A 14,622-nucleotide genomic window follows, 5' to 3' on the forward strand; every position below is an offset into this window, starting at 1 on the left:
ATGAAAGTAAAAAAAGTGTGCAAAGCCATTATTGATAATTTGCATGTAGAGCGTAAAAATTGGACCAATCCCTATATGCTGAAAGTGGAAGGATTTGTTTACCCGCTAAAGCTATGGCGTTTTGGAACATTAAATCAAGATAAGATAATTTATTTTATTACGGATGTGACTTCAAAGAGAGCCGGAACCTTTGCAATATATTTAGTTATTTTAAATGATTTATCATATGCAAAAGCAATGAATTGGATCCCTATAATAGATGATACTCCAGGACTTTTACGTAGATTAGCTATAAAGGGTAAAAAGGGTGGAAATTTTATTAATGATATATTTGACATTCAAAATGATATACCAGTTTCTGAAGTTTTAAAATCTCAGAATGTTATGTTTTGCAATACTGCTAGAAGAATTAATATGATGAGAGTCACAAATAAAATGGATGAATCATATAAAATCCGGCTTAAGAATTTTTTTGATGTTGATGAAAAGGAATTAGCATATTGGAGAGAATTTGCCCATAATAATCTACGATTTAAAAAAGATATACAAGAGGAACTAGATAATGCATATGGGACAGTAATACAGGGGAAAAAAGATATCTTGGCAGTTGCCGTCCGAGAAGGCAAAATGTCATTAGATGAAAAGACAAGAAAAAGGGCCGGAGAACAGCGTCAGCCTAGTTTAAATGAGATAATAAGAATATGTAAAAGATGTTTCAAAAAATGGAATTGTAGTTATATTTATTTAAGTTGCGAAGCACCAGAAACAATAAGCAAATTTCAAGAAATATTTTCAAAAGAAAATGTTCTGTTTTTAGATAGGTACAGGTTTTCGATGAAAGAACTAAAGAAAATAAAGTCTTTTAAAAGTGGTGATAAGTTTTACAATTCTACAAGTAACATAGATAATTACGAACTTGATTATATTAAAGAAATGTATATTTTATCTAAAAGTGACTATCTAATTAGTGCTATCAATTGTGGAGTGGAAGCGGCTTATATTATGAGTTCTGGATTTAAAGACCAATATATCATAAGAAAATAATTGTTTTATGCTTTAGTATATCAAGACACTGCATATAAGGTTATTAAATTCCAATGGGGGATAAGTAATGAAAAATGAAATAAGAGACAATATTAGGGAATTAGTCATTAAATACTATGAAGAATATCATGTAGATAAAAAAGAATATATGGAAGGTGACAGAATACAATATTCGGGACGTATTTATGATTCTGATGAAATGGTAAATTTAGTAGATGCCGCTTTGGAATTTTGGCTTACCGCTGGACACTATGTGGAAGAGTTTGAAATGGGACTTGCAGAGTTTTTAAATATTAAGCATTGCACTTTAGTAAATTCTGGTTCATCTGCTAACTTATGTGCATTTATGGCATTGACATCATCTAAATTGGGAGACAGAAGAATTAATAAGGGAGATGAAGTGATTACCGTGGCAGCAGCATTTCCAACTACAGTTACCCCAATTATTCAGTATGGAGCTATACCTGTATTCCTTGATGTTACAATCCCTGACTATAACATAGATATTAATAGGTTAGAAGAAGCAAGAAGTAAAAAAACAAAGGCCGTATTTATTGCACATACACTCGGTAATCCATTTAACCTTCAATATATCAAAGATTTTTGCGATAAGTATAATTTATGGCTGATAGAAGACAATTGTGATGCATTAGGAACAGAGTATTTTTATAACGGTGAATGGCGAAAAACAGGGACAATAGGAGACTTATCTACTTATAGTTTTTATCCGCCTCATCATATTACTTTGGGTGAAGGAGGGGCGGTGTGTACAAATAACACACAGTTATTTCGCCTTGTAAATTCCTTTAGGGATTGGGGACGTGACTGCTGGTGTGCTTCAGGTGTAGATGATACTTGTAAACATAGGTATACACAGCAATTCGGTGAATTGCCGTTAGGATATGACCATAAATATGTTTATTCTCACTTTGGATATAATTTGAAACCAATGGATCTACAGGCGGCAGTGGGCTGTGCACAGCTTAAAAAACTTCCTAAATTTGTTGCGGCTAGGAAACGAAACTGGAAATATTTAAAAGAAAATTTGAAATGTGTTGAAGATTTTCTTATTCTTCCGGAACCCACTCCCAATTCAGCTCCAAGCTGGTTTGGGTTTTTAATGACAGTAAAGAAAAACGCTGGTTTTACACGTAGTCAATTAGCCCAATATTTGGAAGGAAAAAATATTCAGACAAGAAATCTTTTTTCAGGCAATTTCATAAAACATCCATGCTTTGATGAAATGAGGAAAACAAGGATAGGCTATAGAGTAGTAGGGGATTTAAGTAATACAGATATTATTATGAATCAGTCTTTATGGATTGGAGTTTATCCTGGAATGAATCAAAAAAAACTGGAGTATATGGTCAAAACAATAAAGGAATATGTTAATACATATAAATATCAGGAGGCATAAAAATGCAAAGGGTTAACAGATTAAAACAAATATACCAGACAATAGATAATGGGACAGCAGAGCATAAGATACAAAATCTTCCTAAATTTCCCAAAATTATTGAGTTCGAATTAACCAATCACTGTAATTTCCAATGCCTTATGTGTAAAACAGGTGTTGGTACAAGTACTAGAGAACGGGGATACATGTCAGATGAAATATTTGAAAAGGTGATTGACGAAATTAACCACTATCCAATTGCTCTGAAATTTGTCGGACAAGGTGAACCATTGTTGCACCCTAAATGCATTGATTTTATTAAAAAATCAAAAGAAAACGGAATTATAGTTCATTTAACTACGAACGGTAGTTTGCTAGAAGAAAATATGATAAAAGAGTTAATTGAGGTCAAGTTAGATTCTCTTAAGTTTTCTTTTCAGGGAATAGATGCAGAAGGCTATAAAACATTAAGGCAAAAAGATGCTTTTGAGGATCTTTTGGATAGAATTAAAATGCTTTTCAGGCTTAGGGGAGATAATGAGTTCCCATATATAACGATTGGAACATCTGTTACCAATGAAAAAGAAGAAGACATAAAAAATTTTCGTCATTTGTGCAGCAAAATTTGTGACAAGGTTGAAATTGGAATCACTACTTTAGAATTTATTGAATTAGAAAAAATAAAAAATGAAAATACAAGAAATGCTTTTAAATGTATTCAGGAAAAACAAAACAATATAAAGAAAAGATATACATGTTGTCCACAGATTTTTGACACGATAGCCGTAAGATGGAATGGAGATATCACGGCTTGTTGCGCTGATTTGGATGGTGTAATGACATTAGGAAATATTTTAGAAAATAGTATTTTAGATTGCTGGAATTCGCCAATAGAAAATAGATATAGGGAGATATTGGCAAGATGTGAATATGAAAAGTTAGAGTTATGTAAAGATTGCTATGACATTTATGGATGGACATATGGTGAAAATTGAATAAATGAATAATATAGATCATGTAATGGAATTTTACAAAGGGAAAAAGGTCCTACTGACCGGTCATACAGGTTTTAAAGGCACGTGGATGAGTGTAATACTTGAACTCCTTGGTGCAAAGGTATGTGGTTATTCATTACCGCTTAATACATATTCTTTTTACCATAAGGTTTCTCCTCATCTGCAATATCACGTAGAAGGTGATATTGCAGATGAAGATAAAGTTTCATTTATAGCAGGTTCATTTCAACCAGAAATTATATTTCATTTTGCATCACATTCGTCATTAGATGGCAGCATGAAAATACCAGATTTTATATTGCGTACAAATCTCATGGGAACGGTAAATATATTGGAAACTGTACGGCAAATAGAAAGTATTAAATCAGTAGTGGTAGTAACCAGTGATAAATGTTATCAGAATCTAGAGACTGATGAACTTTATAAAGAGGATTCCATACTTGGTGCAAAGGATCCCTATTCTACAAGTAAAGTGTGTCAGGAATTACTAACAAGTTGCTATATGGATACTTTCTTCAGAGAAGAAGGACGCCTGATAGGTATTGCTACTGCACGTGCAAGTAATGTAATTGGACCTGGAGATAATAACATATCAAGGTTAATGCCATATTTGTTAGATAGTTTTGCGAATGAAAGAATAGCAAAGATAAGAAATCCCTATGCCGTGAGACCATGGCAGCATGTACTTGATGTCTTATATGGATATTTACTTTTGGCCAAAAATTTATATGAGTCTGCCGGAGTAACAATGAAATATAACGGTGCCTATAATTTTGGACCAAATAAAGATGGATTTGTTCAAGTTGGGCACATAGCAGCAATGGCAGCAAGGTATTTTGAGAATGCATCATATAGCGTAATAAAAGGTAAAGATCATATTCGAAATGAAGCCAAGGTGCTTAAATTAGATAGTACAAAAGCGAAAGATATGTTGGGATGGAAACCAAAGCGGACTTTGGAAGAAACGATAGAGTTTACATGCAATTTTGTAATAAAAGAAAAAAGGGGTGAAAATACAGCTGAGTTATGTAGAGATAGTATTAGGCAATATTTAGAAATATTATAGATGCGTAAAATGGTAATGTGTTCAAATAAGAACTTACGATATTTAGGAGATAGTATAAGATGGATATTTTAAGTTTATACACAGCAATGAAACGTATAAGGATGGTTGAGGCTGCAATTGCTGATAATTATAATAATGAGATCAGAGAAATGCATACTCCTATTCACTTGTATGATGGCCAGGAAGCTGTAGCAGTAGGTGTATGTTCAAACCTTATTAAAGAGGACTTTGTTTTTAGCAACCATAGAAGTCATGGCCATTATTTGGCTAAGGGAGGAAACCTAAATAAAATGATGGCAGAACTGCACAATAAGAAAACGGGATGTTGTAAGGGCCGTGGAGCTTCCATGCACTTAATGGATAAGAACTGTGGAGTTGCCCTGACTTCATCGATCGTAGCAGGCAATGTTTCTATTGGAACTGGATATGCACTGGCTGAACAAATGAAAAATAGAAATACCGTAGTTGTTGTGTTCTTTGGGGATGGTGCTTCAGAAGAAGGCTCAGTTTATGAAAGTATTTGTTTTGCTCAACTAAAGAAACTACCGATAGTCTTTGTATGTGAAAATAATTTATACTCTATAGCAACACCAATGGATCGAAGAGAGCCGAATGAGGATATTTCTTCTAAGTTTCAGACGGTTCTTCCAATTCAAAAGGTAAACGGCAATGATGTAATAGATGTATATGAGGCTTCGCAGACTGCTGTGAATGCTGCAAGAAAAGGGGAAGGCCCAAGGCTACTGGAATGCATGACTTATCGTTTGCGAGATCACCATAATATTGGAAATGGTATAGATGGACGATTTAGAACGGAGCAAGAGCTTAAAAATTGGGAAAATAATTGTCCGATTAAGAAGCTAAAAAGGAAACTGATATTGGAAGATCTAGTAGATGAAAAGCAATTAGAAGAAGAAGATAAGAAAATAGCACAAGAAATAGAAGCGGCATTTGTATATGCGCGAGAAAGCGCCTGTCCAGATGCAGATGAATTATTTAACGGATTGTGGGGATAGATAAATGCCTTGGACGGTGATAAATAAAGAAGATGAAATAAATTGCGACTATGGACACAGTGATGAACATATAAGAAAGTTATCATATGCTGAAGCTATAAGGGAAGCCCTGTCGCAGGCAATGGCATTAGATCATCATGTTTTTTTAATGGGACAAGGAATTAATGATAAAGTAGGTATGTTTGGTGCGACTACCGATTTATATAAGAAATTTGGTGAGAAGAGAGTTTTTGACACCCCTTTGGCAGAAACAGGGTTGACAGGCGTGGCTGTGGGGGCTGCTATAAGTGGAATGAGACCAGTATATTGTCATAATAGGCCGGATTTCCTTATGTTGTCTATGGATCAAATCGTTAATCATGCCACTAAGTATAATTATATGTCTGGCGGCGAGTGTCCGGTCCCCCTTGTCATCTGGGCAGTAACTGGGCAAGGATGGGGCTCAGCTGCGCAGCATTCCCAGGCACTGCATGGTTTATTCATGCATATTCCAGGGCTAAAGATAGTTATGCCTACAACACCTTACGATGCTAAAGGTCTTATGCTGCAAGCAATAGCGGATAATAATCCCATTTTATTTTTAGATCACAGAAACGTTTATAATCAACGTGGAAATGTACCCGAAAAGATGTATAAAATTCCGTTTGGGAAAGGAATAATCAGGAGAGCCGGTAAGGATATTACAATTTTAGGAATTTCGGCAATGCTGATAGAGACATTAAAAGCTGCAGAGGAATTAGAAAAAACAAATATTTCAGCAGAAATCATAGATTTAAGGACAATTAAGCCGTATGACATAGATATTATTTTGGATTCAGTTAAAAAGACCAGGCATTTGATAATAGCGGATACCGGATGGAAAACGGGGGGAGTAGCAGCAGAAATAGCGACTGTTGTTTATGAAAAAGCTTTTAAGGATTTAAAAGCTCCAATTGAAAGAATAGCTTTACCAGATTTACCAACACCGGCAGCATATACATTAGAAAATGCATATTATAAAACAAGGAAGGATATTGTAGAGGCAGCAAATAGATTATTGGAGAAAAACAAAATATGAGAAATGTAATTATCAGTGGCGCGGCAGGATTTATTGGAAATGCAGTTGTTCGGCAATTGATATCGCAAGGGGTTTCTGTTGTAGCAGTAGTTAAACCGGAAACTACAATGAGTGAAGATGCATTTCGATTAAATGGATTAAATATTCCTGTGATAGAGTGCGATTTAAAAGAAATGGAAAAACTTCCTAGGTTAATTGATGGTCGGAATTACGATGTATTTTATCAATTTGCATGGGATGGCTTAAGTAAAGAAGCTTTATTGAATTATAAAACCCAGATAGATAATATCACATGGACAATGAAATCCATTGAAGCAGCAGCAGCTCTAAATTGCAAAAAGTACATCGGGGCCGGAAGTTATACTCAAATGGAACTATTATATCAAAAAGGACGTTTTTTTACAGAAGATAGGCATAAATATTATCGGGTAGCACAGCTGGCAAGTGAAACCATGGGACGAGCAGTTGCAAAGGAGTTGGGAATACAATTTTTATGGCCAATCATTATCAATGTTTACGGAGAAGGTGAAATTGCACCGAGGCTAGTGAACAATATGATAAAAAATTTACTTGAAAGAAGACATCAGGCATTTAGTCATGGGAACCAGATGTATGATTTTTTACATATAAAGGATGCGGCTAAGGCCTTTTGTCTAATTGGCGAAAAGGGTATAGAAAAATCACAATATATTATTGGAAGCGGAAAGGCAAAGCCTTTAAAAGATTATCTTGAAATTATCAGAAATATAGTGGCGCCTGAAATGCAGCTTGGGCTAGGAGAATTAGAATTTCATGGTTTGGAAATGACAAGGGAAATGCTTGATATAAGTTCACTAGTTAATGATACCGGTTTTACACCAGCAGTTACTTTTGAAGCAGGGATTAAAAGAACATTTGAATGGATTAAAAAAGAGGATAATAGAATTTTAGATGAATAGAGTTAGCGAAATTTTTAATGAGTACAGATTACATCAAGAAAAAATAGAAATTCCTTTAGAGCAGATTAAAAAAGAATTATATCCATATAAAAATAAGATAGTATTATATGGCGCAGGAAGCGCAGGCATAGCATTTTTACATTATTTAATTGACGCAGAAATATTTCCATGTTACTTTTCGGACGGTGATAGGGAAAAACATGGGCATATATGTGAAGGTCTCGAAATTATTTCACCAGAAACAATTGTTGAGCGGATAGGAAAAGATGCACTGATAATTGTCACTATTAATACGGACGGGAAAAATTATTGTAAAGATTTTAAAAAGGAATTACTTGCCGGTGGACATCAGGGAGTTTATAAACATCTGAGGGAATGCGGATGTCTAAATGTGATTGATTATACATATTTTAGAAGATGTTATCAGTTGTTTCGTGGTGAAAAATATAATTTACCAGCATGTTCGGATGTCTATTTAATGTTGGAAAATCAGGAGAAGATAGAAAGAGTTTTTAATTTATTAGAAGATGATTTAACCAAAAGTGTATTTTTAAAACTGCTGGAATTTAGACTTCTAACTGATCAGGTAGATATTCCTACTTATCCTGAAAGGGGCATGTATTTTGAATATGATTTATTTCCCAAAATTACAAATGAAGCTTTTATTGACTGCGGGGCCTGCGGAGGAAGTAGTCTTGTAGAGTTTTTAGAAGTTAATCATCATTTTTTTGAATCATACTATGGAATTGAACCTGATAAAACCAATTTTGCGAAATTACAAAATTATGTTTCCGAACTATCAATAGATGAGCAGAACAAAATGATGCTTTATAACGCAGCAGCATTTGATGATGACAAAGGAACTAACTTTTTCATTTTGAATGGACCTGGTTCTTTTCAGGCGGATAATGGACCTGAGCAAATTAAGACGTTAAAAATAGATGATATATTACATGGTAGAAATGCAACTTATATTAAAATGAATATTGAAGGTTCTGAGATGTCAGCACTTAAAGGCGCAAAGCATACAATCAGTAGTTATCATCCCAGACTGGCAATTATGGGGTATCATAAAACCAGTGATTTTTGGGAAGTTCCTCTGTTGATAAAAGAATATTTTAGTGATTATCATCTAAGATTAAGATCCTATATGCGGAATGTGGCATTTACTTATTATGCTTTTTGAGGAGTGGAGAATAAATGACATTGGAAGGCATGGAAACTCTCATTAAAGAGGGAGAGACATATTTAATTACAGGTGCAAATGGATTTATAGGAAGTTCTATTGCATTGGCATTATTTGAATATAACCAAAATATGGATGTTCCCTGCAAGATTATACTTACTGTAAGGAATCAAGAAAAGGCTGTTAAAAAATATGGTCAAGTGTTAAAAAGTAAAAATGTGCAGTTAGTAGTAAATGACAATAAAGAGAAGATAATTGTACCTGGAAAAATTGATTATATAATTTCAACTGCAGCGGTCACAAAAAAAGAAATTTTTCGTAACTATCCAGCGGATACATTAAATGACAATATATTTGGTATTTATAACTGTTTGGAGTTAGCAAAAGAAAAAAACGTTAAAGGAATTTTATTTATAAGCAGCGTACAAACATATGGAAAGCTTCAGGCTAATATGATTTCGGAAGACAATTTTGGACCATTAGACTGTATGAAAGAGGAAACAGTATATCCGGAAAGCAAGCGAATAGGGGAAATGCTGTCCTTTGCATATTACAGGCAGTTTGGGATTCCAACGAAATGCGCACGATTATTTCATGTATATGGTCGTGGGGAAGAATATAATAATGGTACGTTTTTAAGCGATTTTTTCAATGATATAATTTCTGACAGAGATATTGTAATTAATGGAGATGGAAATGAAATAAGAAATCTATGTTATATCTCAGATGTTGTTAGAGCACTATTGTTTATTTTACATAAAGGAAATTGCGGAGAAGCCTATAATGTAGGGTCGGAGTTTAATAACTATTCTATAAAAGACTGGGCATATTTACTGCAAAAAGCGGCAGCTGAAACTAATCATAATGTGAATATAATAATCAAAAATCAAGGTTATAGTAATGGAAAAATATTAGATAAACAGATTCCATATCTAGAGAAATTAAAGCAGCTAGGATGGAAAGAACAGCATGTAGATGCTTTGTTAAACTTTAAAGAAATGATTAATTTTAAGAGAGGAAAACAAGATGACAGTATCAGAATATATTTTTGAATATATTGCAGGTTATGGCTGTAAAACAGTCTATATGGTTTCGGGAAGTTCTGCCATGTGGCTTACAGATGCCCTTTACCGAAATAAGAACTTGACAGCAATTTGTTGTCACCATGAGCAAGCGGCAGCTATGTCAGCGGATGGATATGGAAGAATAAATGAGATACCTGGTACTTGCTTAGTTACGATAGGCCCAGGTGCAACAAATGCAATAACTGGTATAGCTCAGGCATATGTGGACTCATCACCTCTTTTTATTTTGTCAGGACAAGCGAACTCAAGGCTGCTAAAGTATGCGAAGGAAACAGGTATCAGGCAGCAGGGCTGTCAGAGTATTAATTTAGGCCCTATGGTAAAACCAATTACAAAGTATTTTGCAGAGGTTATGGACCCTGATGATATCCCTCAGATTATGGAGGACGCATACTATGCTGCTATGGAAGGTCGGAGAGGTCCAGTATGGATAGATGTACCAGTAGATATCCAAAATAGACAAGTATCAGAAAAATGTATTTCGAGAGCACAAAAACAAATATTTAGGTGTCCTGTGATAAAACAAGAAGATATTGAAAAAGTATTATCGCTACTAAGAAAATCTGAAAGGCCATTAATATTAGCCGGAAATGGCATTCGCAATGCTGGTGCAGTTGAAGAATTAAAGCGAATATGTGAAATGCTAAGCATACCTGTAGTAACCTCAAGAGGCGGTCTTGATATTATAGAATCAGAGTCTTTCTATTATGTAGGAAGGCCTGGAAGTTATGGAGACAGGGCATCGCATTTTGCTATTCAAGAGGCTGATCTACTTCTTATTTTAGGCTGCAGACTGTCAATATCTACTATTGGGTATTATCCGGAACGCTTCGGGAAAAATGCTGTAAAAATTATGGTTGATATTGATGAAAAAGAACTGGCCAAAAATGATGTTCCAATTGATCATAGGATTTTGGCAAACGTACTGGATTTTTTAAAAATTTTAGTAAATAAAATAGGCACTTCCAGATTACTACATAAAGAATGGATAGAGCATTGTCTCAAAAACAGAGAAAAGTATCCTACTATACAGAAAGAATACAGCAAAGAAATGCCATTAAATGAATATTATGTTACAGGCTGTCTGTCAAAATTGACAGACGGAAATGCTAACATTATTGTCGACACAGGCAGTGTTTGTAATATAGTCTCACAGAGTTGGATAATGAAAAAGGGACAGAGATACTTAATATCCGGTGGACTTTCATGTATGGGCTTTTGGGCAACCGCAATAGGCGCCTATCAGGAAAACAGGGCTCTGATTGCAATAGCTGGTGATGGAAGCACACAAATGAATATACAAGAATTCGCAACTATAAAGTATAACTGTATTCCACTAAAATTGTTTGTGTATAACAATAATGGATATATGCTGATTCGCCATAATCAACATAATTACATGAACGACAGATTTTTAGGCGTTAACCCTGAAAGTGGAATTCAGACACCCGACTTTTGTAAGGTAGCAGAGGCATACGGAATTAAAGCCGTACGGATAAGTACTGTTGATGAATTGGAAGAAAAAATTAAATATGTACTGGATTTGCAGGAAACTGTAGTATGCGAAATAATCTGTCAAGAATTCGCACCGATTGTACCAAGGATTGCATCAAGAGTGATGCCAGATGGTTCTCTAAAAGCAGCTGAATTTGAAGATCTGTATCCATTTTTAGAACAACAAGAGTAATTAGGATAAAAATATTTTTATTCCTTTGAGTTCATATACGTGTGAAAGCACACAAATAGGAACAAGTTTGGAAGTAAACTTCCAAACTCTTGATTGGTGGCAGTATCGCAAGCAAAGCTTGCGATATGCAGGAGGTATAAATATGAAAGTAGTAATACTGGCCGGGGGAAGAGGTTCACGGCTAAGTGAGGAGACACATTTAAAACCTAAGCCAATGGTAGAGATTGGCACAGAACCAATTCTTTGGCATATTATGAAGATGTATTCATACTATGGATTTAATGATTTTGTCATATGTTGCGGTTATAAAGGGGATATGATAAAAGAATATTTTACAGATTATTATATGCGGGCTTCGGATATAACAATTAATCTTAGTAATAATTCTGTAAAAATACACGAAAATGTATCTGAGCCATGGAAGGTTACTCTTGTTGATACCGGACTTAACACCAATACTGCAGGCAGAATTATGAAGGTAAGGAAATATCTTGAGGACGAGCCCTTTATGCTTACTTATGGAGATGGTGTTTCAAATGTAAATATTGGAGAAGTACTTAAATTCCATAAAAAACATAATAGAATCGCAACCATTACAGCGGCCAAACCAGCAGGGAGATGGGGAACAATCCAGATTTCAAACAGTAACGGTATTGTCGAAACGTTTCAAGAAAAGAATAAAACTGACGAAGCATGGGTAAATTCTGGATTTGCTGTTTTTGAACAGGCTATATTTGATTATTTAATAAATGAGGACGAACAGCTTGAACGGGAACCATATGATAGACTAGTGGCCGCCAGACAAATAGATGCCTATAAGCACGCTGGGTTTTGGCATGCCATGGATACTGTAAATGATAGGGCTATATTAGAAGAATATTGGAATAAAGGCAGCGCCCCATGGAAACTTTGGCAGTAATAAGACGTAAAGGAGATAAAGATTATGATATTAAGAGCAAAAACAAAACTTTTATTTGAAGGCCGAAATTTAACTGAAAGACAAAAAGAAAACAGCCAAAAAAATCTTTTAGAAATAGAATCAGGTTCCACAATTTTAAAGTCCTACCCCAGAAGATTAGTTTTTGAGCTCACAAATGCCTGTAATTTAAATTGTGTTATGTGTGGTAGAAATGCGGCAGACTTTAAACCAACCATATTTAATATGGATATTTTTCGCAGTTTTGAGCCCATAATGGATGATGTGGAAGAAGTTACTCTTATGGGATGGGGGGAACCGACAATTCATCCAAACTTTATTGAAATGCTGGAAATCATTAATAATCACAGTGCTAGAAAATATTTCTGTACCAATGGAATGAATCTGAAAAAAATTCAAAATGCAATTTTTGATTATAATGTGGATGTTTTTGGAGTCAGCCTGGATGGGGCAACAGACGAGACAAACAGCCGTATTCGCCGAGGCTCTAAAATCAATCAGATAGTTGAAGATTTAAAAGAAATAGTCCGCATCAAGAAGGAAAGAAATTTAAAATATCCATGGATAAATTTTGTATTTTGTGCAATGAAATCTAACATAAGAGAGCTACCGGAATTAGTAAGGCTTGCTGCTGAAATAGGAATTGAAGAAGTAAAAGTTGTCTACCTTACAGTTTTTGGCGATGATTTGATGAATGAATCATTGTGGGAATGTGGAACTCTGGTAAAAGAGGTTTTTGAGGAAGCAATTAAAGTTGGGAATGAATTAGGGATTTTATTAAAATTGCCACATTATATAGGAGAGGATGAAGCGGGAAATAAATTTCATAAGGACTGCTTTGTAACATGGAGAGATTTTTTCTTGGGTTCAGATGGAAATGTACGTCCATGTATGTCTACTCCCGTAAAGTTCTTCCAATATGAAATGAATAAGAATTTTATGGAAATGTGGAATGCACCAGAATATCAGAAATACAGAGAAACCGTTAATGATCAATCTCAAATGGATATTCCTTGTAAGCGTTGCTATCAATCCTCACATTGCAACTGGAATAGAAAAGAATCTTTTATTCAAGTGGGCGAAAATTTTTCACCGGAGTGGAATAAGGAAACCTAAATAGGTCAAGCTGATTATTAAATGTCCCAAAGCGGGCTTTACGATTATCAGTGGGGCCCGAAGCAGGATATTAACTCCTCTACTTTTACTACTAGATCATTAAACCGAAAAAAGGAGATTATACGGTTTCGGTATTCGGCAAGTAAAGTTTCCGGAACGCCTGGTCGGCGGGAAGTTATTAAACCTGACTTGGCAGAATGCCAGATGTTGCAGCCAAGGTGGCGCTTTATAGTATTTTTCATGTGAAATCCAGATGTTTTCCCAACAGTGTACCATTCTATACCTATTGTTCATTATAACAGGAATTTCCCATTCGCCTATAGTATAATCAAACTACCGAATATGGATAACTAAACTATGAAAGGTGAGAGGAAAAAGTATGAGCAATGTGTATGCGTACGTGCGTGTCAGCACACTACAACAAAATGAAGACCGGCAGATGATCGCCATGAATCAGGTACAGATACCGGACAAAAACATCTATGTGGAAAAGCAGTCAGGCAAAGATTTCAACCGTCCGATCTACCAAAAGCTCCTGAAAAAATTAAAACCAAACGATGTCCTTTACATCAAAAGTATCGACCGGCTTGGCAGAAATTATGAAGAAATATTAGCCCAGTGGCAGATATTAACGAAACAAAAAGGTGTAGATATTGTTGTTTTAGATATGCCCCTATTAGATACCCGAAAGGGAAAAGATTTACTTGGAACGCTCATTGCAGACCTTGTTTTAAGTCTTCTCAGCTATGTAAGCGAAAATGAACGATGTACAATCAGGCAGCGCCAAAAGGAAGGGATTGAGGCCGCTAAATTAAAAGGGATAAAATTTGGCAGGCCTCCAAAAGCTTTTCCTGATAATTTCATACAAATTTATAACCAATGGCTCGAAAAAGAAATAAATGCGCAGGAAGCCGCAAAGCTTTGTGATTTCTCAAGAACCACTTTTTACCGGAAGGTAAAAGCTGTGCCGGATAGTCTAATCCAACCATAATTTCTTATATCGTTAACTGCCCATAAGCAAATAACCTGCAATTTTAATCTGGCTTTTACGCTACTGTTTTGGTAAAATATAATATAT

Annotated in this window: 13 protein-coding genes; all 13 read left to right on the forward strand. The window is 35.0% G+C overall.

The window, feature by feature from the left end; all coding sequences use genetic code 11:
- The gene (locus tag D5281_RS07900) at positions 1-1,044 is read left to right on the forward strand and encodes a hypothetical protein (RefSeq protein WP_160559625.1); all 1,044 of its coding nucleotides are present in this window, start codon (positions 1-3) and stop codon (positions 1,042-1,044) included.
- A gap of 67 nt (positions 1,045-1,111) precedes the next feature.
- Positions 1,112-2,461 carry a lipopolysaccharide biosynthesis protein RfbH gene (rfbH, locus tag D5281_RS07905; protein WP_160559626.1) on the forward strand — a complete coding sequence of 450 codons (1,350 nt, stop codon included), beginning with the start codon at positions 1,112-1,114 and terminating at the stop codon, positions 2,459-2,461.
- Between the two features lie 2 nt (positions 2,462-2,463).
- The gene (locus D5281_RS07910) at positions 2,464-3,435 is read left to right on the forward strand and encodes a radical SAM/SPASM domain-containing protein (protein ID WP_160559627.1); all 972 of its coding nucleotides are present in this window, start codon (positions 2,464-2,466) and stop codon (positions 3,433-3,435) included.
- Between the two features lie 4 nt (positions 3,436-3,439).
- Positions 3,440-4,522, forward strand: coding sequence for a CDP-glucose 4,6-dehydratase (gene rfbG / locus D5281_RS07915; protein WP_160559628.1), 1,083 nt, complete (start codon positions 3,440-3,442; stop codon positions 4,520-4,522).
- 59 nt (positions 4,523-4,581) lie between these two features.
- Positions 4,582-5,538, forward strand: coding sequence for a thiamine pyrophosphate-dependent dehydrogenase E1 component subunit alpha (locus tag D5281_RS07920; protein WP_160559629.1), 957 nt, complete (start codon positions 4,582-4,584; stop codon positions 5,536-5,538).
- Between the two features lie 4 nt (positions 5,539-5,542).
- Positions 5,543-6,595, forward strand: a complete 1,053-nt coding sequence (locus D5281_RS07925) for an alpha-ketoacid dehydrogenase subunit beta (protein ID WP_160559630.1) — start codon at positions 5,543-5,545, stop codon at positions 6,593-6,595.
- Positions 6,592-7,533, forward strand: coding sequence for an NAD-dependent epimerase/dehydratase family protein (locus tag D5281_RS07930; RefSeq protein ID WP_160559631.1), 942 nt, complete (start codon positions 6,592-6,594; stop codon positions 7,531-7,533). The genes D5281_RS07925 and D5281_RS07930 overlap by 4 nt, the downstream gene beginning before the upstream one ends.
- Positions 7,526-8,719 (forward strand): FkbM family methyltransferase, encoded by a 1,194-nt coding sequence (locus D5281_RS07935; protein WP_160559632.1) that lies wholly within the window; start codon positions 7,526-7,528, stop codon positions 8,717-8,719. Before D5281_RS07930 ends, D5281_RS07935 begins: the two co-directional genes overlap by 8 nt.
- Before the next feature lie 14 nt (positions 8,720-8,733).
- The gene (locus D5281_RS07940) at positions 8,734-9,771 is read left to right on the forward strand and encodes an NAD-dependent epimerase/dehydratase family protein (RefSeq protein ID WP_160559633.1); all 1,038 of its coding nucleotides are present in this window, start codon (positions 8,734-8,736) and stop codon (positions 9,769-9,771) included.
- Entirely contained in the window at positions 9,746-11,491 is a 1,746-nt protein-coding gene (locus D5281_RS07945; RefSeq protein ID WP_160559634.1) for a thiamine pyrophosphate-binding protein, read from the forward strand. Before D5281_RS07940 ends, D5281_RS07945 begins: the two co-directional genes overlap by 26 nt.
- Positions 11,492-11,633: 142 nt before the next feature.
- Complete coding sequence (rfbF, locus tag D5281_RS07950) at positions 11,634-12,410, forward strand: glucose-1-phosphate cytidylyltransferase (RefSeq protein ID WP_160559635.1); 777 nt, start codon at positions 11,634-11,636, stop codon at positions 12,408-12,410.
- Positions 12,411-12,434: 24 nt separating this feature from the next.
- Positions 12,435-13,544 (forward strand): radical SAM protein, encoded by a 1,110-nt coding sequence (locus D5281_RS07955; RefSeq protein WP_160559636.1) that lies wholly within the window; start codon positions 12,435-12,437, stop codon positions 13,542-13,544.
- 379 nt (positions 13,545-13,923) lie between these two features.
- Positions 13,924-14,535 carry a recombinase family protein gene (locus D5281_RS07960; RefSeq protein ID WP_160559637.1) on the forward strand — a complete coding sequence of 204 codons (612 nt, stop codon included), beginning with the start codon at positions 13,924-13,926 and terminating at the stop codon, positions 14,533-14,535.
- Positions 14,536-14,622: the final 87 nt, after the last annotated feature.

Origin of the sequence: Parablautia muri (assembly GCF_009917485.1) — a bacterium.
Classification (GTDB): Bacteria; Bacillota; Clostridia; order Lachnospirales; family Lachnospiraceae; genus Suilimivivens; species Suilimivivens muri.

Bases quoted from the DNA above. Each gene is read 5' to 3' on its own strand.
- D5281_RS07930 (WP_160559631.1), top strand. From the start codon at position 6,592: ATGAGAAATGTAATTATCAGTGGCGCGGCAGGATTTATTGGAAATGCA.
- D5281_RS07940 (WP_160559633.1), top strand. From the start codon at position 8,734: ATGACATTGGAAGGCATGGAAACTCTCATTAAAGAGGGAGAGACATAT.
- D5281_RS07900 (WP_160559625.1), top strand. From the start codon at position 1: ATGAAAGTAAAAAAAGTGTGCAAAGCCATTATTGATAATTTGCATGTA.
- D5281_RS07945 (WP_160559634.1), top strand. From the start codon at position 9,746: ATGACAGTATCAGAATATATTTTTGAATATATTGCAGGTTATGGCTGT.
- D5281_RS07910 (WP_160559627.1), top strand. From the start codon at position 2,464: ATGCAAAGGGTTAACAGATTAAAACAAATATACCAGACAATAGATAAT.
- D5281_RS07955 (WP_160559636.1), top strand. From the start codon at position 12,435: ATGATATTAAGAGCAAAAACAAAACTTTTATTTGAAGGCCGAAATTTA.
- D5281_RS07920 (WP_160559629.1), top strand. From the start codon at position 4,582: ATGGATATTTTAAGTTTATACACAGCAATGAAACGTATAAGGATGGTT.
- D5281_RS07960 (WP_160559637.1), top strand. From the start codon at position 13,924: ATGAGCAATGTGTATGCGTACGTGCGTGTCAGCACACTACAACAAAAT.
- D5281_RS07925 (WP_160559630.1), top strand. From the start codon at position 5,543: ATGCCTTGGACGGTGATAAATAAAGAAGATGAAATAAATTGCGACTAT.
- D5281_RS07935 (WP_160559632.1), top strand. From the start codon at position 7,526: ATGAATAGAGTTAGCGAAATTTTTAATGAGTACAGATTACATCAAGAA.
- rfbF (WP_160559635.1), top strand. From the start codon at position 11,634: ATGAAAGTAGTAATACTGGCCGGGGGAAGAGGTTCACGGCTAAGTGAG.
- rfbH (WP_160559626.1), top strand. From the start codon at position 1,112: ATGAAAAATGAAATAAGAGACAATATTAGGGAATTAGTCATTAAATAC.
- rfbG (WP_160559628.1), top strand. From the start codon at position 3,440: ATGAATAATATAGATCATGTAATGGAATTTTACAAAGGGAAAAAGGTC.